Annotated in this window: 23 protein-coding genes; 11 read left to right on the top strand and 12 right to left on the bottom strand. The window is 72.2% G+C overall.

Annotation, left to right across the window (positions count from 1 at the left end; all coding sequences use genetic code 11):
* Positions 1-355 precede the first annotated feature (355 nt).
* The gene (locus ACGFYH_RS33375) at positions 356-1,993 is read left to right on the top strand and encodes a tyrosine-type recombinase/integrase (RefSeq protein ID WP_393806913.1); all 1,638 of its coding nucleotides are present in this window, start codon (positions 356-358) and stop codon (positions 1,991-1,993) included.
* 163 nt (positions 1,994-2,156) lie between these two features.
* Here ACGFYH_RS33375 and ACGFYH_RS33370 read toward each other — a convergent pair whose 3' ends face one another.
* On the bottom strand, positions 2,157-3,602 hold the full coding sequence (locus tag ACGFYH_RS33370) for a glyceraldehyde-3-phosphate dehydrogenase (RefSeq protein ID WP_393806912.1): 1,446 nt from the start codon (positions 3,600-3,602) through the stop codon (positions 2,157-2,159).
* 349 nt (positions 3,603-3,951) lie between these two features.
* On the opposite strand from ACGFYH_RS33370, the gene ACGFYH_RS33365 reads away from it, so the two are divergent.
* Positions 3,952-4,353 (top strand): SseB family protein, encoded by a 402-nt coding sequence (locus ACGFYH_RS33365; RefSeq protein WP_393806911.1) that lies wholly within the window; start codon positions 3,952-3,954, stop codon positions 4,351-4,353.
* On the opposite strand, the gene ACGFYH_RS33360 is transcribed toward ACGFYH_RS33365, so the two are convergent.
* Positions 4,350-4,811, bottom strand: coding sequence for a MarR family winged helix-turn-helix transcriptional regulator (locus ACGFYH_RS33360; protein ID WP_393806910.1), 462 nt, complete (start codon positions 4,809-4,811; stop codon positions 4,350-4,352). The genes ACGFYH_RS33365 and ACGFYH_RS33360 overlap by 4 nt on opposite strands.
* 139 nt (positions 4,812-4,950) lie before the next feature.
* Here ACGFYH_RS33360 and ACGFYH_RS33355 point away from each other — a divergent pair, with 139 nt between their 5' ends.
* The 5 genes from ACGFYH_RS33355 to ACGFYH_RS33335 all read left to right on the top strand — a co-directional run bounded on the left by ACGFYH_RS33355 (position 4,951) and on the right by ACGFYH_RS33335 (position 7,558).
* Positions 4,951-5,298 (top strand): ArsR family transcriptional regulator, encoded by a 348-nt coding sequence (locus tag ACGFYH_RS33355; protein WP_393806909.1) that lies wholly within the window; start codon positions 4,951-4,953, stop codon positions 5,296-5,298.
* Positions 5,299-5,461: 163 nt separating this feature from the next.
* A complete protein-coding gene (gene crcB, locus ACGFYH_RS33350) occupies positions 5,462-5,926 on the top strand; it encodes a fluoride efflux transporter CrcB (protein ID WP_393806908.1) in 465 nt (154 codons plus the stop codon).
* A complete protein-coding gene (locus tag ACGFYH_RS33345; protein ID WP_393806907.1) occupies positions 5,923-6,312 on the top strand; it encodes a DUF190 domain-containing protein in 390 nt (129 codons plus the stop codon). Before crcB (ACGFYH_RS33350) ends, ACGFYH_RS33345 begins: the two co-directional genes overlap by 4 nt.
* Positions 6,309-6,683, top strand: a complete 375-nt coding sequence (crcB, locus tag ACGFYH_RS33340) for a fluoride efflux transporter CrcB (RefSeq protein ID WP_393806906.1) — start codon at positions 6,309-6,311, stop codon at positions 6,681-6,683. The genes ACGFYH_RS33345 and crcB (ACGFYH_RS33340) overlap by 4 nt, the downstream gene beginning before the upstream one ends.
* Positions 6,684-6,721: 38 nt before the next feature.
* Positions 6,722-7,558: an undecaprenyl-diphosphate phosphatase gene (locus ACGFYH_RS33335; protein WP_393806905.1), complete on the top strand. Its 837-nt coding sequence runs from the start codon at positions 6,722-6,724 to the stop codon at positions 7,556-7,558.
* 38 nt (positions 7,559-7,596) lie between these two features.
* Here the strand turns inward: ACGFYH_RS33335 and ACGFYH_RS33330 are convergent, their stop codons facing one another.
* Positions 7,597-8,655: a fatty acid desaturase family protein gene (locus tag ACGFYH_RS33330; RefSeq protein ID WP_393806904.1), complete on the bottom strand. Its 1,059-nt coding sequence runs from the start codon at positions 8,653-8,655 to the stop codon at positions 7,597-7,599.
* Between the two features lie 133 nt (positions 8,656-8,788).
* On the opposite strand from ACGFYH_RS33330, the gene ACGFYH_RS33325 reads away from it, so the two are divergent.
* The gene (locus ACGFYH_RS33325; protein ID WP_393806903.1) at positions 8,789-9,721 is read left to right on the top strand and encodes a glutaminase; all 933 of its coding nucleotides are present in this window, start codon (positions 8,789-8,791) and stop codon (positions 9,719-9,721) included.
* 18 nt (positions 9,722-9,739) lie between these two features.
* Here the strand turns inward: ACGFYH_RS33325 and ACGFYH_RS33320 are convergent, their stop codons facing one another.
* From ACGFYH_RS33320 to ACGFYH_RS33310, 3 genes are all read right to left on the bottom strand, one after another.
* Positions 9,740-10,915, bottom strand: coding sequence for a D-alanyl-D-alanine carboxypeptidase family protein (locus ACGFYH_RS33320; protein WP_393806902.1), 1,176 nt, complete (start codon positions 10,913-10,915; stop codon positions 9,740-9,742).
* Between the two features lie 137 nt (positions 10,916-11,052).
* Positions 11,053-12,192: a transcription termination factor Rho gene (rho, locus tag ACGFYH_RS33315; RefSeq protein ID WP_393806901.1), complete on the bottom strand. Its 1,140-nt coding sequence runs from the start codon at positions 12,190-12,192 to the stop codon at positions 11,053-11,055.
* Between the two features lie 350 nt (positions 12,193-12,542).
* Positions 12,543-12,953, bottom strand: coding sequence for a nuclear transport factor 2 family protein (locus tag ACGFYH_RS33310; protein WP_393806900.1), 411 nt, complete (start codon positions 12,951-12,953; stop codon positions 12,543-12,545).
* Between the two features lie 80 nt (positions 12,954-13,033).
* On the opposite strand from ACGFYH_RS33310, the gene ACGFYH_RS33305 reads away from it, so the two are divergent.
* Positions 13,034-13,630: a PadR family transcriptional regulator gene (locus ACGFYH_RS33305; RefSeq protein WP_393806899.1), complete on the top strand. Its 597-nt coding sequence runs from the start codon at positions 13,034-13,036 to the stop codon at positions 13,628-13,630.
* Between the two features lie 4 nt (positions 13,631-13,634).
* Entirely contained in the window at positions 13,635-14,360 is a 726-nt protein-coding gene (locus ACGFYH_RS33300) for a class I SAM-dependent methyltransferase (protein ID WP_393806898.1), read from the top strand.
* Positions 14,361-14,366: 6 nt separating this feature from the next.
* On the opposite strand, the gene ACGFYH_RS33295 is transcribed toward ACGFYH_RS33300, so the two are convergent.
* From ACGFYH_RS33295 to ACGFYH_RS33270, 6 genes are all read right to left on the bottom strand, one after another.
* Positions 14,367-15,110, bottom strand: coding sequence for a GntR family transcriptional regulator (locus ACGFYH_RS33295; protein WP_393806897.1), 744 nt, complete (start codon positions 15,108-15,110; stop codon positions 14,367-14,369).
* A gap of 124 nt (positions 15,111-15,234) precedes the next feature.
* Positions 15,235-16,203 (bottom strand): acetylxylan esterase, encoded by a 969-nt coding sequence (locus ACGFYH_RS33290; RefSeq protein WP_393806896.1) that lies wholly within the window; start codon positions 16,201-16,203, stop codon positions 15,235-15,237.
* Positions 16,204-16,322: 119 nt separating this feature from the next.
* The gene (locus ACGFYH_RS33285) at positions 16,323-16,907 is read right to left on the bottom strand and encodes a hypothetical protein (protein WP_393806895.1); all 585 of its coding nucleotides are present in this window, start codon (positions 16,905-16,907) and stop codon (positions 16,323-16,325) included.
* 210 nt (positions 16,908-17,117) lie between these two features.
* A complete protein-coding gene (locus ACGFYH_RS33280) occupies positions 17,118-17,894 on the bottom strand; it encodes a ferredoxin reductase (protein ID WP_393806894.1) in 777 nt (258 codons plus the stop codon).
* Positions 17,887-18,492 carry a sulfite oxidase-like oxidoreductase gene (locus tag ACGFYH_RS33275; RefSeq protein ID WP_393806893.1) on the bottom strand — a complete coding sequence of 202 codons (606 nt, stop codon included), beginning with the start codon at positions 18,490-18,492 and terminating at the stop codon, positions 17,887-17,889. Before ACGFYH_RS33275 ends, ACGFYH_RS33280 begins: the two co-directional genes overlap by 8 nt.
* Before the next feature lie 64 nt (positions 18,493-18,556).
* Positions 18,557-19,063 carry a MarR family winged helix-turn-helix transcriptional regulator gene (locus tag ACGFYH_RS33270; RefSeq protein WP_393806915.1) on the bottom strand — a complete coding sequence of 169 codons (507 nt, stop codon included), beginning with the start codon at positions 19,061-19,063 and terminating at the stop codon, positions 18,557-18,559.
* A gap of 311 nt (positions 19,064-19,374) precedes the next feature.
* Here ACGFYH_RS33270 and ACGFYH_RS33265 point away from each other — a divergent pair, with 311 nt between their 5' ends.
* Positions 19,375-20,202, top strand: coding sequence for a putative protein N(5)-glutamine methyltransferase (locus ACGFYH_RS33265; RefSeq protein WP_393806892.1), 828 nt, complete (start codon positions 19,375-19,377; stop codon positions 20,200-20,202).
* The last annotated feature ends 12 nt before the right edge of the window (positions 20,203-20,214 follow it).

The raw sequence follows: 20,214 nt of genomic DNA, 5'->3' as shown, positions 1-20,214 counted from the left end.
CGCAAGGGCAGTCACTTCCTCGCCTTCCTCGGCCTGGCCGCAGCCCTCACCTGCTACAAGAAGCTCGCGAAACTCACCACGTGAGACAACCTCTTAGCGCCGTGCAGGGAGGATGCGTCCTAGCACATGAGTTGGAGCACGTCTGGGCCGAAGACATCAATTGCCGCAATCGAATCCGGTCAACCCGCCCAGAACGAAGAGCGGACCTCGCTGCAGCCCGCAAGCTGATACCCACCTCGGGCCTCGCCGAAGTCGCCGAGTGGGCCAGCGACATCTGCACCGCCGCGAGCGAGCTGATGGTGACGGAACGGCTGTTGGAGGTCCGCCTTAACGACCTCAGGGGGGAGGGCTGGCTGTGGCAACGTCCGGGTGGATCGAGGATCGCTGGCTGAAAAAACGGCCGAACCCGAGGACCGGCAAGCGGGAACGGACCAAGCTTTGGGGGAAGTGCAAGCGCTACCGAGTAGCCGGCATCCCCGGCGTCCGCAAGCGGTCCTTCGACACGGCGGACGAGGCCAAGGTTTGGCTGTCGGACACGCTGGCGGCCATCAAGAAGGGCGACTTCTTCGACGAGCGTGCGGGGGAGATTCTGCTCCGCGACTACATCACCGACGTGTGGTGGCCGAACTGCGACTATGACCAGTCCACGGCCGAGTCGATGGAAGGGAAGATCCGCAATAACATCGTGCACACCTCGCTGGGCCGCACTCCCATGAACGTGGTCGCCGACGACCACCTCATCGCATGGAAGAAGGAACTGAAGGCCAGGCGCCTGGCCGACACCACGATGGAGGTGCTGTGGACGCACCTCTCCACGATTTTCAAGAGCGCAGAGGGTAAACGCATCAAGCAGAACCCCTGCCGCGCTGCCGCCACCGGCGTCCGGCCGCGAGCGGGGAAAACGAAAGCACGCGCCTGGACCAGTCGCGAGGCCCACGCCATTCGGGAGGCGACGCCCCGCCGCTACCAGCTGGTTGCCGACCTGGGCATGCATGCAGGGCTGCGGCAGGGAGAGGCGTTCGCCTTCAGCCTTGACGACATTGACGAAAGCCTGATGGTCATGCGCATCCGTCGTCAGTTGCAATGGAGCAAGGACGGCAAGACCGCGTACTTCAAGCTGCCGAAGAACCGGAAGGAGCGTCAGGTCCCGCTGTCACCGGGCCTCCTCAAACGCATCAACGAGTACGCGGACGAGTTCCCCTCCGTCACGGTGACGCTGCCGTGGCAGGGGTCGGGAAACTCCGGGCGGGCGAGCGCCACCGTCAGCCTGCTCGTTACAACGCAGTGGCGGAACCGGGTCCGTCCCGGCTCGTTCAATGAAAAGACGATGAAACCTGCCCTCGCGGCAGCCGGCCTCATCAAGCCGCGGCGAGAAGACGAGGCCTGGGGCTGGGAGCCCAGCCGGGAGATGATGCACCACCGGTGGCGACACACCTACGCCAGCGTGCAGCTCGGTGCCGGGGAGGATCCGGTGTCAGTGTCGCACTGGATGGGGCACGCCTCCGTGACCATCACGTTGGAGACGTACGCTCACTTCCTGCCAGACAACGGGATGCGGGGCCGGACCGCCATGGACGCGTGGCTGGACAACGGCGCGCCCAAACCCCCGGCAGCCGTGGACCTACGCGCGTCGGTGCCCCTCGGCTACACCGAGACCAGCACTCTGTCGCTGCCGACCGACGGCGTAGGGGAGCCGTCCGAGTTCCTCTTGGCGGGGGCTCGTTACGGCGGGGCCTGGGCCGTGGGCGTACAGGCATCCGCCGATGCCCCTCTGTACGGGGAGATTCGGACGGACCCCGGTGACGGAGACGCTGCGCTGGCGGCCGGCCTCGCGTGGGTGGAAGAGTATTGTCAACGCGAAGGGCTCGCCGTGGCCCAGGCGCTGAACCTGAACGGTGAGTTCCCCGAGACGGTCAGGCCGTATCAGACGCTCGGACGGCTTCGGATCGAGCCTCGCGAGGTGGGCGCGCGCACTCCCGCGGAAACCCCCTGAGAACCCCCAGGCCCGTGCACGATCACTGAGGGCCGCCGCCTGACTTGCGGGTAGCGGCCCTCGCTGTGCACGTCGATCATGCCTATCAGTGCAGGTCAGGACCATCCTCAGGAGCCCTGAGACAGCTCCGGCTGCACCTGCGCGGCCGAGGTGCGCGATCTCGTCAGACCGCCGGCGCCGGGTACGTCGGGTACTCCACCCCGGAGACGTGCTGGACGACGCGGACGACCTGGCAGGAGTAGCCGAACTCGTTGTCGTACCAGAGGTAGAGGATCGCGTTGTCGCCCTCGACCTTCAGCGCGCCGGCGTCCACGATCGAAGCGTGGCGCGAGCCGATGAAGTCGCTGGAGACGGCGTCGGGCGCGCTGATGAAGTCGATCTGGCGCTTGAGCGGTGAGGTCAGGGAGACCTCGCGCAGGTGGTCCAGGACCTCTTCGCGGGTCGCCTCCCGGGCCAGCTGGAGGTTGAGGATCGCGATCGACACGTCCGGCACGGGCACCCGGACCGAGCTGCCCGTGATCCGCGCCCCGAGGTCGGGCAGGGCCTTGGCGACGGCTGAGGCGGCACCGGTCTCCGTGATGACCATGTTCAGCGGCGCGCTGCGGCCGCGACGGTCCGACTTATGGTAATTGTCCAGCAGGTTCTGGTCGTTGGTGAAGGAGTGGACCGTCTCCACGTGGCCGCGCAGCACGCCGTACTCGTCCGCCATCGCCTTGAGCGGCGGGACGATCGCGTTGGTCGTGCAGGACGCGCAGGACAGGATCTGCTCGTCCGGCTTGATGGTGTCGTGGTTGACGCCATGGACGATGTTCGGGACATCGCCCTTGCCGGGAGCGGTCAGCACGACCTTGTCGATGCCCGGACGCAGGTGCTTGGACAGGCCGTCGCGGTCACGCCACTTGCCGGTGTTGTCGATGAGGATGGCGTTCTTGATGCCGTACGCCGTGTAGTCGACCTGCGCCGGGTCGTCGGCATGGATCACCTTGATCGCGTTGCCGTTGGCGAGGATCGTGCCGTTGTCCTCGTCGACGGTGATCGTGCCCTGGAACTGGCCGTGCACGGAGTCGCGGCGCAGCAGCGAGGCCCGCTTGACGAGATCCTGGTCGCCGCCGCCCCGGACGACGATGGCGCGCAGCCTGAGGCCGTTGCCCGAACCGGCCTTCTCGATGAGCAGGCGCGCGACGAGCCGGCCGATGCGGCCGAAGCCGTACAGGACGACGTCGCGTCCCTCGCGCCGGTCGTTCTTGTTGGCGCCCGTGGCCCCGGCGACGGCCTCCGCGGTGAACTCCTCCACCGTCAGTCCGCGGTCGTCGGCCCTGTGGGTCGCGGCGAGCATGCCGATGTCGATCTGTGACGGGCCGAGGTCGAGCGTGGTGAGGGCCCGCAGGAAGGGCATCGTCTCGGTGACCGACAGCTCCGCGCCGGCGATCTGGCGGGCGAAACGGTGGGTCTTGAGGATGCTGACCACCGACTTGTTCACCAGGGAACGGCTGTGCAGCAGGATCGTCACGTCCTGCTCCCGGTGCAGCTTCCCGATCATCGGGATCATCGATTCCGCGATCTCTTCGCGGTGTTTCCAGTTGGTGAACGAGTCGTCGTTGACAGTCACGTCTCTATCTTTCGAGCTAGGCGGCGCTCATATGCTAACCCCACCACATCGATGATCGATCAAGTGGGCCCCTCCTTGATCAGATGAGTACCGGACCCGGTGGCGCGTAGGCCGCCGTCCTCCGCGGGCATCCCCCGACGCGATGCCCGCCGCGGACGACAGGCGGGCGCGCGCACGGCCCTGGGAGCACTGGCGCACTGGTGGAGGTCCGGCGACGGCCGAAGGGGGCCCGCGGGCCACGCCCGCCGAAGAGGATTGCGCCGGGTGCGACCGGGTACGCGAGGCTGAACCGCGTCCGTGCCGATCACTCGCGCGGCGCCCCACCGTCCCCGCTATCAGGGAATCTGCCATGGAGACACCCGCGAACGACCACCCCGTCACGCCCGCCCAGCGGGCGCTGGACACGCTCGCCGAGAACACCGAGGACACCACGGCGCTCGACACGCTCGCGAGCAGCGACGTCCTCGTGCCGGTGCCCGACGACGCGAACGGCCAGGAGAGCGCCGACCCCGGGATGCTGGCGCTGCCGGTGCTGGAACAGCAGGGCGGCCGCCAGGTGGTGCCCGTGTTCACGTCGGAGGTGGAGATGGCCGACCTGCTGCCGTACGTCTCCCGCTACCGCATGGTGCCGCTGGGCGCCCTCGCCGCCCAGTGGCCGGCCGAGGACCTCTCGCTGTCCATCGACGCCGGCTCGGAGCACCGCCTCACCCTCACGTCGGACGGCGTGCGCACGCTGCTGGCCCGTCCCTAGGCCGGGGCGCCCCCGACGTCGTCGCCGAGCACGCGGGCCAGTACGGCCCGCTGCAGCGGCAGTACCTCGGTGTGCAGATCGCGGCCCCTGCGGGTCAGCGCGACCCGGACACCGCGCCGGTCCTCCGCGCACATCGAGCGCTCCACCAGCCCGTCCCGCTCCAGCCGGGCGAGGAGCCGGGACAGCGCGCTCTGACTCAGGTGGACCCGGCCGACCAGATCGTGCACGCGGCACCGGGTGCGCTCCTCGTCCTGGGCCGCGCCGGTCGTTCCGGGTGCCGCGGTACTCGCGGTCGTCTCGGTCGTCTCGGTCGCGAGGATGTCGAGCACCTCGAAGTCGCTCGCTCCCAGACCGTACGGATGCAGCGCCCGGTCGATCTCGCACGTCGTGCGCGCGTGCAGCGCGAGGACGCCCCGCCACCGTTCCTCGAGCCGCGCGCCGGGCCTTGTGGCTGCCATGACCGAACGGTAGCACCGGGTGCGATGGTGGTTGAATATTGGCTGAATGCATAAATGTCACGATTGCCGGGCAACGGGAGCCCGGTCGCGCGAAGGTGGAGGGACACGGAAGCGGCGGGCCCGCACGGACGAGGACGAGATGCCGCGGACCCCCGTACGCGGCACGCGCCTCGACATCCTGGAATGGCTGAAGGACCCGGCGGCGCACTTCCCGCCGCGGCCTCGTGCCGACGTCGTCGAGCACGGCGTCCACGCGGACGCCGTCGCCGCGAAGCTCGGCGTGGCCCGCCGCGTGGCCGAGACCCACCTCGCCCACCTCGCCCACCTCGCCGGCCTCGGCCGGCTCCGCACCGGGCGCGTCCGCCGGCGCACCCACTGCCGCCGCGACGAGGTGCGGATCGCCGAGGTGCCGAGCATGTTCGAAACGGGCCTGCAGACGCGGACGAGTGCCCCCGCCGACGACGCGTGTGGCACCGTCCCGGAGTGACCCGGCCACCGCCACGGCGTTAGGCTGGGCATCAGCCGCGACCCGCACGGGCGCGGCGCGGCGGTGGGGCCCGCCGTACCCGAACCGCGGCTCAGGCGCCGCCAACGGTCCCTACTTGCGCACGGGGGCTTCCCCCTGCCCGGCGAGTAGGAGACATGCGACCATGACAGCCCCGAAGACCGGGAGTTTCGGCGATGTCCGGCCGGTCGCCCCGTCACGGAAGCGGTGGCGCGCCCAGGCGCCGGTCGTCGCGGTCGTCGCCCTCGGCGGAGGCATCGGCGCCGCCGCGCGCTACGCCGCCTCCTTGTGGTGGCCGACGCAGACCGGCGGATTTCCCTGGACGACCTTCGGGGTCAACGTGGTCGGCTGCGCCGTGATCGGCGTGTTCATGGTGGTCATCACCGAGGTGTGGGCCGCCCACCGCCTGACCCGGCCCTTCTTCGGCACCGGTGTGCTCGGCGGCTTCACCACCTTCTCCACCTACGCGGTCGACAGCCGGTACCTGTTCGCCGACGGCCAGGTCCGCACCGGCCTGGCCTACCTCGCCGCGACCCCGCTCGCGGCACTCACGGCGGTATGGCTCGCCGCATGGGCGGCCCGCCGCGTCCTGAAGAGGAGGCAGCCATGACCAGGCTGACCGGCAGCGCCCTGCGCGTGACCGTCTTCGTCGGCGAGAACGACACCTGGCACCACCGCCCCCTGTACTCGGAGATCGTCCACCGCGCCCACGCGGCGGGCCTCGCGGGCGCCAGTGTCTTCCGCGGCATCGAGGGCTTCGGCGCCTCCTCCCTGATCCACACCACCAGACTGCTCTCCCTGAGCGAGGACCTGCCGGTGGCCGTCGTCATCGTCGACACCGAGGATCGCGTACGGGACTTCCTGCCGCTCCTCGACGAACTCGTCACCGAGGGCCTGGTCATCCTCGACGGCTGCGAGGTCATCCGATACGTCGGCCGGGGCGACGTGGCCGCCGCACCGGACGAAACGGACCCGAAGGGTAAGAGATCGTTGTGAACTGGCTTCTGGTCGTCGCGGGCGGCATGGCCGGTGCTCCGCTGCGCTATCTCACCGACCGCGCGGTGCAGTCCCGGCACGACTCCGTCTTCCCCTGGGGCACCCTCACGGTGAATGTGATCGGCAGCCTGGTCCTCGGCCTGCTGACCGGTGCCGCCCTGGCCGGAGCGGCCGGTTCCGAGCTGCGGCTGCTGCTGGGGACCGGGCTGTGCGGTGCCCTCACGACGTACTCGACCTTCTCCTACGAGACGCTCCGGCTGACCGGGACGGGAGCCCGCCTCCAGGCCGCCGTGAACGTGGTGGGGAGCGTGGCGGCCGGCCTCGCGGCGGCGTTCGCGGGGGTGACGCTGGCCGACGCGCTCTGGGCATGACCCGGGCGCTCACCCGCGTGTAGTAGGAACTGGTTCCCATGAGCGCCATCAGCATCGGTCAGGCCGTCGTCCTCGGAGCCGTCGAGGGGGTGACCGAATTCCTCCCCGTCTCCTCCACCGGGCATCTCAGAATCGTCGAGGGGCTGATGGGCATCCCCGTCGACGACGACGCCGTCATCGGCTTCTCGGCGGTCATCCAGGTCGGCGCGATCGCCGCCGTGCTCGTCTACTTCTCCAGGGACATCGCGCGGATCGTCTCCGCCTGGGGGCGCGGGCTGCGCGACCGGGAGGAGCGGTACCACCACGACTACAAATTCGCCTGGTGGGTCGTCCTCGCCACCATCCCGATCGTGCTCGTCGGACTGGCCGCCAAGCCCCTGATCAAGGGCCCCCTCGCCTCGCTGTGGGTGGTGGCCGGCTCGCTGATCGTCGGCAGCGGGGTGATGTGGTGGGCGGACCGCACCGGCCGGCACAAGCGGGGCGAGGACGACACGTCCTTGAAGGACGCGATGCTGGTCGGCGGGTCCCAGATCCTCGCTCTGCTCTTCCCGGGCTTCTCCCGCTCCGGCGCCACCATGTCCACCGCCCTGATGCTCGACCTCGACCGGGTCGCCGCCACGCGGCTGTCCTTCTTCCTCGGCATCCCCGCCCTGACCGGCGCCGGCCTCTACGAGCTGAAGGACGCCCTGGGCACGGGCGCGGGCGCCGTCCCGCTGGCGGTCGGCACCCTCGTCTCCTTCGTGGTGGCCTACGCCTCCATCGCCTGGCTGCTGAGGTTCGTCGCCAGGCACACCTTCAACGCCTTCGTGATCTACCGGATCGCGGTCGGCGTCCTGCTGTTCGGGCTGCTCGGCTCCGGTGTGCTGCGGAGCTGACCGCCGCCGCACGCCGGGGCGGCGCCCGCGCACGCACCTCAGCGGGCGTCGCGCAGCGGCTCCCCGACGCTCCTCATGTGCCGCAGTGCCTCGCGGTGGGAGGCCAGCAGTCCCGTCTGGTGGTACGGGACGCCGAGCTCGGCGCAGTACGCCTCGGTGAGGGCCTGGGCCCGGCCGAGGGCGGGGGTCGGCATGCTGGGGAAGAGGTGGTGCTCGATCTGGTAGTTCAGCCCGCCCATGAACGCGTCGACGAGCACGCCGCCCCGCACGTTGCGGGAGGTCAGGACCTGGCGGCGCAGGAAGTCCAGCCGCGTGCCCCCCTCGATCATCGGCATGCCCTTGTGATTGGGCGCGAAGACCGAACCCAGGTAGACGCCGAACAGGCCCTGGTGCACGGCGATGAAGGCGAGCGCCTTGCCGGGGGAGAGGACCGTGAACAGGCCGCCGAAGTACAGGGCGAAGTGGGCGACGAGCAGCGTGCCCTCCAGGACCGGCCGCTTCACGGACCGGCTGCCGAGCGCCTTGAAGCTGTTGAAGCTCAGGTTCAGGCCCTCCAGCGTCAGCAGCGGGAAGAACAGGGCCGCCTGGTGTTTCCCGACGAAGCGCGGAAGCCCGGTCGCCCGGCTCGCCTGGCGCCGTGACCACACCAGGATGTCGGGGGAGACGTCCGGGTCCTTCTCCTCGTGGTTCGGGTTCGCGTGATGGCGGGTGTGCTTGTTCATCCACCAGCCGTAGCTCATGCCCAGCAGCAGGTTGGCCACCAGCAGGCCGCCCGTCTCGCTGGGGCGCCGACGGGAGAAGACCTGCCGGTGGGCGAGGTCGTGGGACGCCAGCGCGAGCTGGCCGAAGACGACGGCGAGCGCGGCCGCGACGGCCGGCTGACCCCAGCTGTCCCCCAGGGTGACGAACGCGGCGACACCGCCCGCGAGCGCGAGGGCGACGGCGCCGAAACGCACCGTGTAGTAGAGCGGGCGGCGCCGGAGCAGCCCCGCGTCGGCTATGCGCCGGGAGAGTTCGGAGAAGTCGCTTCCCTTGTCGCGTCGCTTGTCCTGTCCGCGCGTGGGCGAGCTCTCGATGAGCACCGTTGGATCTGCCATGTACCTCAGTATGTGAACGGCTTCCCGGCCCCGGAATGATGTCTGCCCCCGGCCTGGGGGTGCGGCCAGCACCACCACGGCCCGGGGGCCCACCCCTGCCGGCCGTCCCGCGCCCGGGCCGGCCCGGGGGAGAATGGCGATCATGAGCACACCGACGACCTTCCGGCCGGTCCTGGAGCGCATCGCCGAGGAGATCGAGCGGACCCCGGGCAGGGGCCGGCCCGCCGACTACATCCCGGCGCTCGCCGCCTGTGACCCGCGCCGCTTCGGCATGGCCGTCGCCGAGCCGGACGGCACGGTGTACGGGGTGGGGGACTGGCGGGAGCCGTTCTCCGCGCAGTCCATCACCAAGGTCTTCACCCTCGCCCTCGACCTGGCCAGGGAGGGCGACGCCCTGTGGGAGCACGTGGGCCGAGAGCCGTCCGGCAACCCGTTCAACTCCCTGGTGCAGCTGGAGTACGAGAACGGCATCCCGCGCAATCCGTTCGTCAACGCGGGCGCCCTCGTCGTCACCGACCGGCTGCACACCCGCACCGGCGACGCGGCCGGCGAACTGCTCGCCTTCCTGCGCGCCGAGAGCGGCAACCCGGATCTGACCTACGACGAGGAGGTCGCCACCTCCGAGGCCGCACACGGCGACCGGAACGCCGCACTGGCGCACTTCATGGCCTCGTACGGCAACATCGACAATTCCGTACCGGTGCTGCTGGAGCAGTACGTCCGTCAGTGTTCCGTCGCCGCGTCCTGCGCCGACCTCGCCCTGGCGACCGGTTTCCTGGCCCGGCACGGCATCCGCGCCGACGGCACCCGGCTGCTCGGCCGCAGCAGGGCCAAACAGATCAACGCGGTGATGCTCACCTGCGGGACGTACGACGCGGCCGGCGACTTCGCCCACCGGGTGGGCCTGCCGGGCAAGAGCGGGGTCGGCGGCGGCATCATCGCGGTCGTGCCGGGCCGCTGCACGCTGTGCGTGTGGGGCCCCGGCCTGGACGAGCGGGGCAACTCGGTGGCCGGGGTGGCGGCCCTGGACCGCTTCACGACGCTCACGGGACTGTCGGTCTTCTGAACGGGCCGGGCGATGGCGTCAACTCCCGTCGTCCCGCACGAGCCTGAGCCGCAGAGCGAGGGCCACGACGCCCGCGCCCAGCCCCGCGACGCCCAGGATCGCGCCGGTCTCGGGCCAGCCCGGTTCGTCCTCGGCGGGCTTCGCCGCGGCCGGCGCCGCGAGTACGGCCTGCGGACCCTTCCCGAGCCGGACGTCCCCGGGGGCCAGCGAGCCCACCGGGTCGACCCGCCCGGCGGCCTCGAACCCCCAGTCGAGCAGCGAACGGGCCTCCTCGTACACGGCGTGGCCGCCGCCCTTTTGCGGGTTCATCACCGTCACGACCAGGGTGCGTCCGCCGCGGCGCGCCGCGGCGATGAGCGTGTTGCCCGCGTTGCTGGTGTAGCCGTTCTTGACACCGATAAGCCCCGGGTACGGCTCCACGCCGTCGGCTCCGGTGAGCAGCCGGTTGGTGTTCATGATCCCGTACGAGCTTCCGTCACGGCCCGGGAACATCGCGTCGACCTTGGCGCAGTACCGCGCGAAGTCCGCACGCCGCAACCCCGCCCGGCCGAAGACCGCCAGGTCGTACGCCGACGAGACCTGGCCCGGCGCGTCGTACCCGTCGGGTGAGCGTACGTGGGTGTCGCGGGCGCCGAGTGCGCGCGCCTCGGCCTGCATCCGGGCGGCCGTGGCGCCCCAGCCGCCGGTGAGCGAGGCGAGGACGTGCACGGCGTCGTTCCCGGAGTTGAGGAAAACGCCGTTCCACAGGTCGGAGACACGGTACGTCTGCCCCTCGACGACACCGACCAGACTGCTGCCGGGACCGATGCCGGACAAATCCTCCGTGCCGACCTCGTGACGGATGCCGCCCGGCAGGACCGGCAGCACCGTGAGGGCGAACAGGGTCTTGAGGGTGCTGGCCGGCGGCAGCCTGCGGTGCGCGTCGTCCGCCGCCAGCACGTCGCCGGTGCCGGCGTCGGCCACGACCCAGGACAGGGCGGAGACCTCGGGAACCCCGGGCGCCCCGGGCAGTGGCCGGACCTGGATGCCGGAGCGGTGCAGCAGCGACGGTTGCACCGCCGCCCGTGGACCGCCGGGCGGGCCGGGGTCCGGTCGCCCCGCACGGGCGGCCGCGGCGGGCATCAGCGTCAGCAGCCCTGCGACGCAGAGCACGCAGGTGGATCGAGCCGCCCGGAATGGGAATCCGATAGTCATACCGCAAACGTAGGAACGGCCCTCCGAGCCGCCACGCTGACCGGGCCGGGTCACGCCCGCAAGCACCCGGATGCCGTAGCGGAGGCCGCCGGGAGGTGAGCGTCGGCGGTGTCCGTGGACGGGGCCGTTGGAGGGCGTCAGCCGGTGGGCAGCGTCGGCTGCACCTGCCGCAGGAACGTGGCGTTGTCCGGCGTCCGGCGCAGCCGCTCCAGCAGTGTCTCCAGGCCGGACTGCCCGTCCCGGGACAACAGCGCCCGACGCAGCCCGCGCACGGCGGTCACCTCGGCGGCGGACAGCAGGAGTTCCTCGCGCCGAGTGCCCGAGCCGGTCGGATCCACGGCGGGGAAGACCCGGCGCGAGGCCAGCTCCCGGCTCAGCCGCAGCTCCATGTTGCCGGTGCCCTTGAGTTCCTCGAAGTAGAAGTCGTCGGCACGCGAGCCGGTCTCCACCAGGGCGGTGGCGAGGATGGTGAGAGAGCCGCCCTCCTCCGCCTTGCGGGCGGCGCCGAAGAACCGCTTGGGGCCCAGCAGCGCCCCGGCGTCGACACCGCCGCTGAGGGTGCGGCCGCCGGACGAGGCGGCGTTGTTGTGCGCCCTGCACAGCCGGGTGAGGGAGTCGAGGAGGATGACGACGTCCTCACCGGCCTCGACGAGCCGCTTGGCCCGCTCGATCACCAGGTCGGCGAGCGCGACGTGCTGCTTGGCGCTCTGGTCGAAGGTCGAGGCGTACACCTCGCCCCGCACCGAGCGCCGCATGTCGGTGACCTCCTCGGGGCGTTCGTCGAGCAGTACCACCATCAGCCGGGACTCGGGGTGGTTGCCGGCCACCGCGGCGGCGATCTGCTGGATGAGGACGGTCTTGCCGGTCTTGGGCGGGGCGACGATCAGGCCGCGCTGGCCCTTGCCGACCGGGGCGAGCAGATCGGCGACGCGCCCGGTGAGGGCGGCCGCCGGATGTTCGAGCCGCAGCCGCTCGTGCGGGTGCAGCGGGGTCAGGTCGGCGAAGTTCCGTCGGCCGCCCTGCCGGTCGGGCGTACGGCCGTTGACGCGGACGACGTCGGTCAGAGTGTGCCGGTCACCCCGCACACCTTCGACGAGGTCGCCCTTGCGCAGGCCGTGCCGGCGGATCAGCGCGGGGGAGAGGGCGGGGTCGGAGGGCTCGGGCCGCAGGCTCTTGCCCCGCAGGTGCCCCTTCCCGCCCGTGTCGAGGTCGAGGACACCGCTCGCGATCTCGGCCGGGGCCTTCTGCACAGGGGGGTGTTCGAGTGTGGTGGTCATGGTGGTCGGTCCTTTCGAGGACACGGGCATGGGACATGCGGAAGGAAGAGGGGAAGCCGTGCGAGGGGTCGGACGACACGCCTCCGGACGGCGGGAACAGCACCTCGGACACAGCGGGGACGAAGCCCTGCTCACGAGGTTGCGCCGAGAAGCGGATGCGCCGGTCGCACCAGGACGGGCGGGTCCGCGAACCGAAGGGAAACTGGCACCGGCGCCCTGTCGAGGGCGTACACAGGTGCTGACTGAATCCTACCACGGGCCGTGGCGGTGGGCGGGGCGGTCCACGTCCCTCGGGTGGCAACGCGGCCGGTGCGCCGCCTGTTCCGTCTTCCGCGGGGTCCGGGCCGGGCTCAGCCGCCCGGACGTGCCTGGGCCCCCTGCGCCTCACCGGTCGTCCGCTCGAACTGCGCGGCCATGGCCGCCCGAAGGGCCTGCGCACCCGACAGCGGGCGCACCATCACCGTCAGTTCGTCGATGCGGCCGGATGCGTCCAGGTGGAGGAAGTCGCAGCCGCCGAGCTCGCGGTCGCCCACCCGCGCCGTGAAGACCAGTGCGTGGTCGCGGCCGTCCGCCTCGCCGATGACGCGCTCGTAGCGGAAATCCTCGAAGACGCGTTCGACCGCGCGCAGGATCGCCACCGTGACCGCCTTGCCCCGGTAGGGCTTGAAGACGACAGGGCTGGTGAAGACCACGTCGTCGGACAGCAGTGCTTCGACGGCGTCCAGGTCGTGTGCCTCGATCGCCGTACGGAATGCCCGCATCGCCACTCCTTCATACTGAACTATTTGAATAGGTGTGGAGTAGAGTAGTCGCCGTGGCCCGTACTTGCTAGCGTGTCGACATGTCTCTCAAGTACGCCGTCCTGGCCGCCCTGCTGGAGGGCGAGGCCTCGGGCTACGAGCTGTCGAAGGTCTTCGACGTGTCGCTCGCCAACTTCTGGCCCGCCACGCCGCAGCAGCTCTACCGGGAGCTGGAGCGCCTCGCGGGCGACGGGCTGATCGAGGCACGGACGGTGCCGCAGGAACGCAGGCCCACCAAGCGCCTGTTCTCGCTCACCGGGGCCGGCCGGGAGCGGCTGGGCGCGTTCGCCGCCGAGCCGACCCGGCGTCCCACCGCCGTCCGCGACGAGTTCCTGATCAAGATGCAGGCCATGGACGGCGTCGACCCGGAGGCCGTCCGTGCGCTGGTCGAGGAGCGCAGGGCCTGGGCCCTGGGAAAGCTCGCCCGTTACGAGCGCGTACGCGAACGCCTCCTGGACGGCCGCACCGAGGAGGAACATCTCCGCGACGCCGAACGTGTCGGCCCCTACCTCACGTTGGCCGCCGGGATCACGTTCGAGCGGGAGAACGCCCGCTGGTGCGAGCGCGTACTCACCGTGCTGAGCGAGCGCCGCGCTCCCGCCGGGCCCGGCGGGCCCGCCGGGCAGGCCCGGGGCTGACCGGATGTTCGGCCCCGAAGGCCCCACCCTGCGCGAACTCGCCCTCCAGGCGCTGTCGTCGGTCGAGCACGGCTACGACCTGCTCGCCCCGAAGTTCGACCACACTCCGTACCGGACGCCGGACCGGGTGCTCGACGCGGTGGCCCGCGCGCTGGCGCCGATGGGGCCGTTCGCCGCGGGACTTGACCTGTGCTGCGGCACCGGCGCGGGCGTGGACGCACTGGCCCGGGTGTGCCGGGGGAGCGTGACCGGGGTGGACTTCAGCGCGGGCATGCTGGACGTCGCACGGGGGCGCACCACGCCGCGTGGCCCGGCGGGCTCCTGGGTGCGTGCGGACGCCCGCCGTCTGCCGTTCGGCCCCGCGTTCGACCTCGTGGTGAGCTTCGGGGCGTTCGGGCACTTCAGGCCCCGCGAACTGCCGGGCCTGTTCGGGCAGGTGCGCTCCGTGCTGCGTCCGGGCGGCCGCTTCGCCTTCCCCGTCGTCGCCCCGCCCCGGCCCGGCTCCCGGGCGTACTGGACCCTGCTCGGCTTCGACGCGGCGATGCGGGCGCGCAACACCCTGTGGCGGCCGCCGTTCGTCATGTACTACCGGACGTTCCGGCTCGGCGACGTGGGCCGCGAGCTGTCGCGTGCCGGCCTGCGGGCGGACCTGCACGCACTGCCGGGGTTCGGGCGCCGCCCCGACGGCAGCCCGCGGGTCCGGCTGGTCGTGGCCCGGCGGCTCGGATAGGGCAGGTCATCCGGCCGCCGGCAGGGTGAACTCGTAGACCAGGGCGTCCTGGCGGGTGTCCACCAGGAGATCCGTGATCTCCAGCGGGCGCGCGTACTGGTCGTGCACCCGCCGCACGACCCGGACCGACGCGGTGTCGGGCTGAAGGGTGATGGTGTCCCGGTGATGCAGCGTCAGGCCCGCCCTGCGCATCCAGTCGTAGGCCCGCCGCAGCTGCGCGGAGGCGACACCGTCGGCGCGGTCGCGATAGCGGGCCAGCTCCTCGACCTCGGCGAGCGCGACGGCGGAAAACGATGTCACCGCCGTTCGCCTGCCGTCTCCCCCCGCCGACGCCGACGTGTAGCGGTGCACCAGGGTCGGCCGGCCCGGTGTCAGGCCCAGAGCCGCGGCGTGCTCGGGCGGCGGCGCCGTCCAGGCGACGGTGGCACGGTCGCCGGTGCGGACGTCCGCCGCCCGGGCGCCGACCGGGAAGACGAGGGGCGCCGGACTCCCGGCCGGCGGTCCCGGCAGGGCGACGTGGCTGCCCCGCCGGTCGGTGGTGAGCAGACCGTCCCGGCGCAGCACGTCCAGTGCCTGCCGCACGGTCTCCCGGCTGACCCCGAAGTGCTCGGCCAGCCGGCGTTCGCCCGGCAGTCGCTCGCCCGGCGGGACGGTCCCGTCGTGCAGCTCGGCGAGCAGTTGGGTCGCCACCCGCCGGTACAGGGGCTGGGCCTCGGCCGGGGACTGGTCGTGCGGGGTGGTGCGGGCCATGCCGCGCCTCCTGTTGATGACGTACGGTAGCCGCGCGGGCTCGATGCGCCACCAGAACTACCATTGGTCTAAACCAGCAGGGAAGGCCGGTCCGCCGGTTCGGCCGAAACACCACCCACGGGCGTCAGAGGTACGAGCGCAGCCAGCGCAGCTTGGCGGCCTCCTGGAACGGCCCGCCGCCCTCGTGGTCGTTGAAGTCGTACACCTCGATCGCCTTGTCTGCGTGCGCCCACGCGTTGAACGCCGCGAAGACGGTCGACGGCGGGCAGGTCTGGTCCTCCAGGGCGGCCGAGAACAGGGCCGGCGTCCGGCCGCGCGCCGCGAAGTGCACGCCGTCGAAGTAGGACAGTGTGCGCAGCGCGTCCTCGGTCCGGCCGCGGTGCGTCTTCAGGTACAGGCCGACCTCGCGGTACGGGTGGCGGTCGGTGAGCGTGGTCGCGCGCGGGAAGTCGCACAGGAACGGCACGTCCGGCGCGACGGCGACGAGGTCCGGCAGCAGACCGCCCACCGCGATCGTGATGCCGCCGCCCTGGCTCGCGCCCAGCGCGACCGTGCGGGCCGGGTCGGTCAGCGGGTGCGAGCGGGCCGCCTCGACGGCGCGCACGGCGTCGGTGAAGACCCGGCGGTAGTAGTAGTTCTCGGGGGCGTCCAGGCCGCGGGTCAGGAAGCCCGGGTACGCGGGCGTGCCGCCGACCGGGTCCGGGGTCCCGCCACCGCCGCCCCAGGCGCTGCCCTGGCCCCGGGTGTCCATCACGAAGTGCGCCCGGCCCGTGGACGCCCACAGCAGGTGCTCGTGCGGCAGCCCGCGCCCCCCGCCGTACCCGACGAACTCCACGACCAGCGGCAACGGCTCCTCGGCCGCGGCGGGCAGGGTCAGCCAGCCCTTCACCGGGTGACCGCCGAACCCGGCGAACGTCACGTCGTACACCCGCACCGTGGACAGGCCCGTGTCGACCGGTTGGAAGCGGGCGTCCAGCTCGTGCTCGCGGGCTTCCCCGAGCGTCTTGCTCCAGAACGCGTCGAAGTCATCGGGCTCGGCCGACGCGCTGCGGTACGCGTGGAGCTCGTCGAGCGGAAGGTCGAACAGGGCCATCGAGAACCGCCTTTGCGAGGAGACGTGCCGGACCGTGCGGCCGATCACACCGTACGTGAGCGGCCGGAAGACCCGCCAGGTCCGGCCCCTTCCCGGGCACCGCGCCGCAGGGCGTCCCGTCAGGCCCGGCGGTGGGTCCACTGCGGTTCGGTCAGCGCCCAGTCGCGGTCCCACTCCGCCATGCGGTGCCGCAGGGCCACCCGGCGTACGGCGTGGTGCGCGAGGAGCACGGTGAGCGCCGTTCCGATGGCGGTGAACGAGCCGATGGTGGCGCTGTGCTGCCAGACCTCGGCACCGTCCGCCGGCGGCGGCACGCTCCGGCCGTGCGAGTCCAGCCACACGTCGACCCTGTCACCGTCCCGGGTGTTGGCCGGGACCCGCGCCGTGGTGCTCTCCTTCGTACCGTCCGGCGCGCTCCAGCGGACGCTCGCGCGGTACGAGCCCTGTCCGCCGAGTTCCCCCGTCGGCAGGGCCTCCGAGGTCTTGTCGACCACCGTGGCGCGGACGCGGTGCCGCTCGGCCCGCTGCTGGGCGACGACCGCCTGGGCCTGCCCGTGACCCCACCAGGCGGTGGCGGCCCCGAGCAGCGGTGCTCCCACGAACAGCAGCAGGGCGGTGACCACCACGGTCCACGCCTCGACGACGTCCGACCGGCGCCGCAGCGGATTGCGCCGCCAGCGCCAGCCGCGTACCCGGGTTCGCATGTCGACCTCCTCGCGATCACCGCGACCGGAGGGGCGGGCGGACGGCCGTAGGACTGCGGGGGGGCCGCCGCGCCTCCGTCTCGCGCCACGTGTGCGAGTCCCGCACTGGTCTGGTACCCAGTCCGGCGGCCCTCGCTCACCATCGGGGCGGGATCCGGCCCGAATCCCGGGCGGTCCGGGCCCGTGTCCCGCAGCGGGGCGGGGACCCGGTCAGCCGAAGCGTTCGATCCGGATCCGGTCGACCGGCTGCCCGGCCGCGACCAGCAGCCGTGACGCGTGCTCCGCGAAGGAGTTGGATCCGCACACGTACGCCTCCCAGCCGCCGCCGGGCGGCTCGGCCAGGAGCGGCGCGAGATGCGCGGACGTCAAGCGGCCCACGGGCGTCCCGGCCGGGGCGGCGCGGGTGAACACGGGCGTCGTCTCCGCGCCGAACTCACGCGCGTAGATCAGCTCTCCCGGACTGCGCGCGGACACCAGCAGCCGCAGCGGCACCGTCAGGCCCCGCGCCCGGTGGTGCCGGACCATCGACATCAGCGGGACGACCCCGGAGCCCGCGCCGAGCAGCAGGGCGGGCCGGTCGCCCGGCCAGGCGAAGAAGCCGCTGAGCGGGCCGCGCACCTCGATCTCGTCGCCGGGCCGCGCCACCGTGTGGAACCAGCCGGACACCTCCCCGCCGGGCACGCGGTCGAGGGTCAGCTCGATGTGCCCGGACCCGTCGGGAGCGGACGCCAGTGAATAGTGACGCTGGGCCCGGTAGCCGTCCGCGGCGGTGAGCCGCAGCATCAGGTGCTGGCCGGGCAGGTGGCCCGCCCAGCCGGGCACGGCGAGGCGGAAGGTCGACGCGTGGGGTGTCTCGCGGCGGATCTCCGTGAGCGTGGCCGTCTGCCACGTCCCGGCCGCCCGGCCGTCCACCTCGATGCGCCCGGGCACGGCGAACCGCGTCGGGGGAGTGAAGACCCCTGCCGTGTGCGTGGCTGCCTCAGTCACCGGAGTACCGCTGCTCCTCCCAGGGGTTGCCGCGCGCGTGGTAGCCGTTTCGCTCCCAGAAGCCCGGCTCGTCGTGGTCGAGGAGCTCGAGGCCCGCGATCCACTTGACGCTCTTCCAGAAGTACAGGTGCGGGACCACCAGCCGCGCCGGACCGCCGTGCTCGGGGGCGAGCGGCCGCCCGTCGTACTCCCACACGATCCAGGCCCGTCCGCCGGCCAGATCCGCGAGCGGCAGGTTCGCCGCGTAGCCGGTGTGCGCGTGGGCGACGGCGTGCGTCGCGGACGGCAGCGGGCCCACCGCGTCAAGGAAGGCGTCCAGGGACACGCCCCCGAACCGCACCCCGAACTTCGACCAGCCGGTAACGCAGTGGATGTCGCCCGCGTACCCGGACGCCGGCAGCCGGCGGGCCCCGGCCAGGTCCCAGGTGCGGGGCTCGGCCACGAGACCGCCCACGCGGAAGGTCCAGTCGGCGGGCGCGAGGTCGGGCGTGACCTCGGCGGACAGCACGGGCCAGTCCTCGCCCGCGTCGTACTGGCCGGGCGGCAGCCCCGGCCGGGCGGCGCGCGGACGGCCGGTGAAGCCTCGGGTGGTGTGCATGCGGTGGGGCCTTTCGGGCCGTCGGGGCGTGCTGCCCGCGGTCGGCGTGATCAGTGCGTACCCGTCAACCGTACGTGTCCGGGAGCGACGTCCGGACCGGCTCCTCGTCCCGCCCCGCACCCCGCCACGCGTTGTACCGCTCCAGATACGCCGCGAAGCGGACCAGGTCCTCCTCGGGCCAGTCCGCGAGCCGCTCCCGGAAGGCGGCCCTCCGGCTTTCGGTGACCTGGTCCAGCATGTGCCGTCCCGACTCCGTCAGGTGCAGGACCTGGACGCGGTGGTCCTCCGGGTCGACACGCCGCTCGATCAGCCCGGCGCGCTCCAGTGCGGACACCTGGCGGCTGACGGTGGACTTGTCCAGGGCGTAGTGGGCGGCCAGATCCGTGGCCCGGCGGCCGTCCCGCTCCTCCAGATGCCCGAGCAGCGTGTACGACACCAGCGACAGCTCCGGATGCATGCGCCCCGCCGAGGCACGGGCCCGGCGGGCGAAGGCCGTCATCTCGCGCTGGATGGTCTCGACGGCCGCCTCCGCCGGGTGCCCGGCCGGGGCGGCGGTCGTCCCGTCCGGCATCTCGGCAGTCGGCACAGGTCCTCCTCGACATCGCTGGTTGTACAGTACAACTCGGAGAGTAGGTTGTATAAGCCAACCACTCCGTCGGCTGCTGCCCACAGGGCCGAGGGGGAGGCCGAGGACACCGCCGGCGGGTGAATCACTGAGGTAGTGTGACCATCGGCCGCGGACCGCCCCGGCCGCCGGACGCCTGGGAGGTGAGACCCATTACCGCTGTGTCGGCCCGGGTGCTCTCACCTCACGGCAGTGCGGTCACCGGCAACGCGTGACCGGGAGAGCGCCCTTCGGTTCCCGAAAGGCTCTCGGCTTTCATGCCCCCCTCCTTCCCCGTGTCCCCCTCGCCCTTCCCTTCCGTCTTCTCCGCGTCCCTCCCGTCGTGTGACTCCGTCGTCGCAGCGCTGCGCGCCGCCGGCTGCGTCTTCGCCGAGGACGAGGCGGCGCTCGTCCTGGCCGCCGCCCGCACCCCCACCGAACTCACCGCGCTGGTGGACCGCCGCGTCGCCGGTCTGCCCCTCGAACTCGTCCTCGGCTGGGCCGAGTTCCGCGGCCTGCGCATCGCCGTCGCGCCCGGTGTCTTCGTGCCCCGGCGCCGCACCGAGTTCCTGGTGTCCGAGGCCCTCGCCCACGCGCCGCACGCGGATGTCGTCGTGGACCTGTGCTGCGGGTCGGGCGCCGTCGGCGCGGCCCTGGCCGCCGCGCTGGACCGGCCCGAGGTGCATGCCGTCGACGTCGATCCGGCCGCCGTGCGATGCGCCCGCGGCAACCTCGCCGACGTGGGCGGCCGGGTGTACGCCGGTGACCTGTTCGGCGCGCTGCCCGACGCCTTGCGCGGCCGGGTGGACATCCTCGCGGCCAATGTGCCGTACGTCCCCACCGGCGAGGTCGCCCTGCTGCCCGCCGAGGCCCGCGACCACGAACCGCTGGTCGCCCTCGACGGCGGCACCGACGGCCTCGACGTGCTGCGCAGGGTCGCGGCCGAGGCGCCCCGCTGGCTCGCGCCGGGCGGCTGCCTGCTGGTCGAGACGAGCGAACGCCAGGCACCCGCCGCCGCCGACGCCTTCGCCCGGGCCGGTCTGACCACCCGTCTCGCCGTCTCCGAGGAGTGGTACGCCCATGTCGTGATCGGCGTCAGGCACTGACCGTCTCGGCTC

This window comes from Streptomyces sp. NPDC048392, assembly GCF_043200575.1.
Classification (GTDB): domain Bacteria; phylum Actinomycetota; class Actinomycetes; order Streptomycetales; family Streptomycetaceae; genus Streptomyces.
Note: the sequence above shows the minus strand (reverse complement) of the source record. Positions and strands in the feature narration are given on the sequence as shown.

Coding starts and splice junctions, on each gene's coding strand:
- rho (WP_393806901.1), bottom strand. CDS start 12,192: ATGACCACCACACTCGAACACCCCCCTGTGCAGAAGGCCCCGGCCGAG.
- ACGFYH_RS33335 (WP_393806905.1), top strand. CDS start 6,722: ATGAGCGCCATCAGCATCGGTCAGGCCGTCGTCCTCGGAGCCGTCGAG.
- ACGFYH_RS33310 (WP_393806900.1), bottom strand. CDS start 12,953: ATGCGGGCATTCCGTACGGCGATCGAGGCACACGACCTGGACGCCGTC.
- ACGFYH_RS33275 (WP_393806893.1), bottom strand. CDS start 18,492: ATGCACACCACCCGAGGCTTCACCGGCCGTCCGCGCGCCGCCCGGCCG.
- ACGFYH_RS33300 (WP_393806898.1), top strand. CDS start 13,635: ATGTTCGGCCCCGAAGGCCCCACCCTGCGCGAACTCGCCCTCCAGGCG.
- ACGFYH_RS33270 (WP_393806915.1), bottom strand. CDS start 19,063: ATGCCGGACGGGACGACCGCCGCCCCGGCCGGGCACCCGGCGGAGGCG.
- ACGFYH_RS33290 (WP_393806896.1), bottom strand. CDS start 16,203: ATGGCCCTGTTCGACCTTCCGCTCGACGAGCTCCACGCGTACCGCAGC.
- ACGFYH_RS33285 (WP_393806895.1), bottom strand. CDS start 16,907: ATGCGAACCCGGGTACGCGGCTGGCGCTGGCGGCGCAATCCGCTGCGG.
- ACGFYH_RS33325 (WP_393806903.1), top strand. CDS start 8,789: ATGGCGATCATGAGCACACCGACGACCTTCCGGCCGGTCCTGGAGCGC.
- ACGFYH_RS33355 (WP_393806909.1), top strand. CDS start 4,951: ATGCCGCGGACCCCCGTACGCGGCACGCGCCTCGACATCCTGGAATGG.
- ACGFYH_RS33365 (WP_393806911.1), top strand. CDS start 3,952: ATGGAGACACCCGCGAACGACCACCCCGTCACGCCCGCCCAGCGGGCG.
- ACGFYH_RS33345 (WP_393806907.1), top strand. CDS start 5,923: ATGACCAGGCTGACCGGCAGCGCCCTGCGCGTGACCGTCTTCGTCGGC.
- ACGFYH_RS33320 (WP_393806902.1), bottom strand. CDS start 10,915: ATGACTATCGGATTCCCATTCCGGGCGGCTCGATCCACCTGCGTGCTC.
- ACGFYH_RS33360 (WP_393806910.1), bottom strand. CDS start 4,811: ATGGCAGCCACAAGGCCCGGCGCGCGGCTCGAGGAACGGTGGCGGGGC.
- ACGFYH_RS33265 (WP_393806892.1), top strand. CDS start 19,375: ATGCCCCCCTCCTTCCCCGTGTCCCCCTCGCCCTTCCCTTCCGTCTTC.
- crcB (WP_393806908.1), top strand. CDS start 5,462: ATGACAGCCCCGAAGACCGGGAGTTTCGGCGATGTCCGGCCGGTCGCC.
- ACGFYH_RS33295 (WP_393806897.1), bottom strand. CDS start 15,110: ATGGCCCGCACCACCCCGCACGACCAGTCCCCGGCCGAGGCCCAGCCC.
- ACGFYH_RS33330 (WP_393806904.1), bottom strand. CDS start 8,655: ATGGCAGATCCAACGGTGCTCATCGAGAGCTCGCCCACGCGCGGACAG.
- ACGFYH_RS33305 (WP_393806899.1), top strand. CDS start 13,034: ATGTCTCTCAAGTACGCCGTCCTGGCCGCCCTGCTGGAGGGCGAGGCC.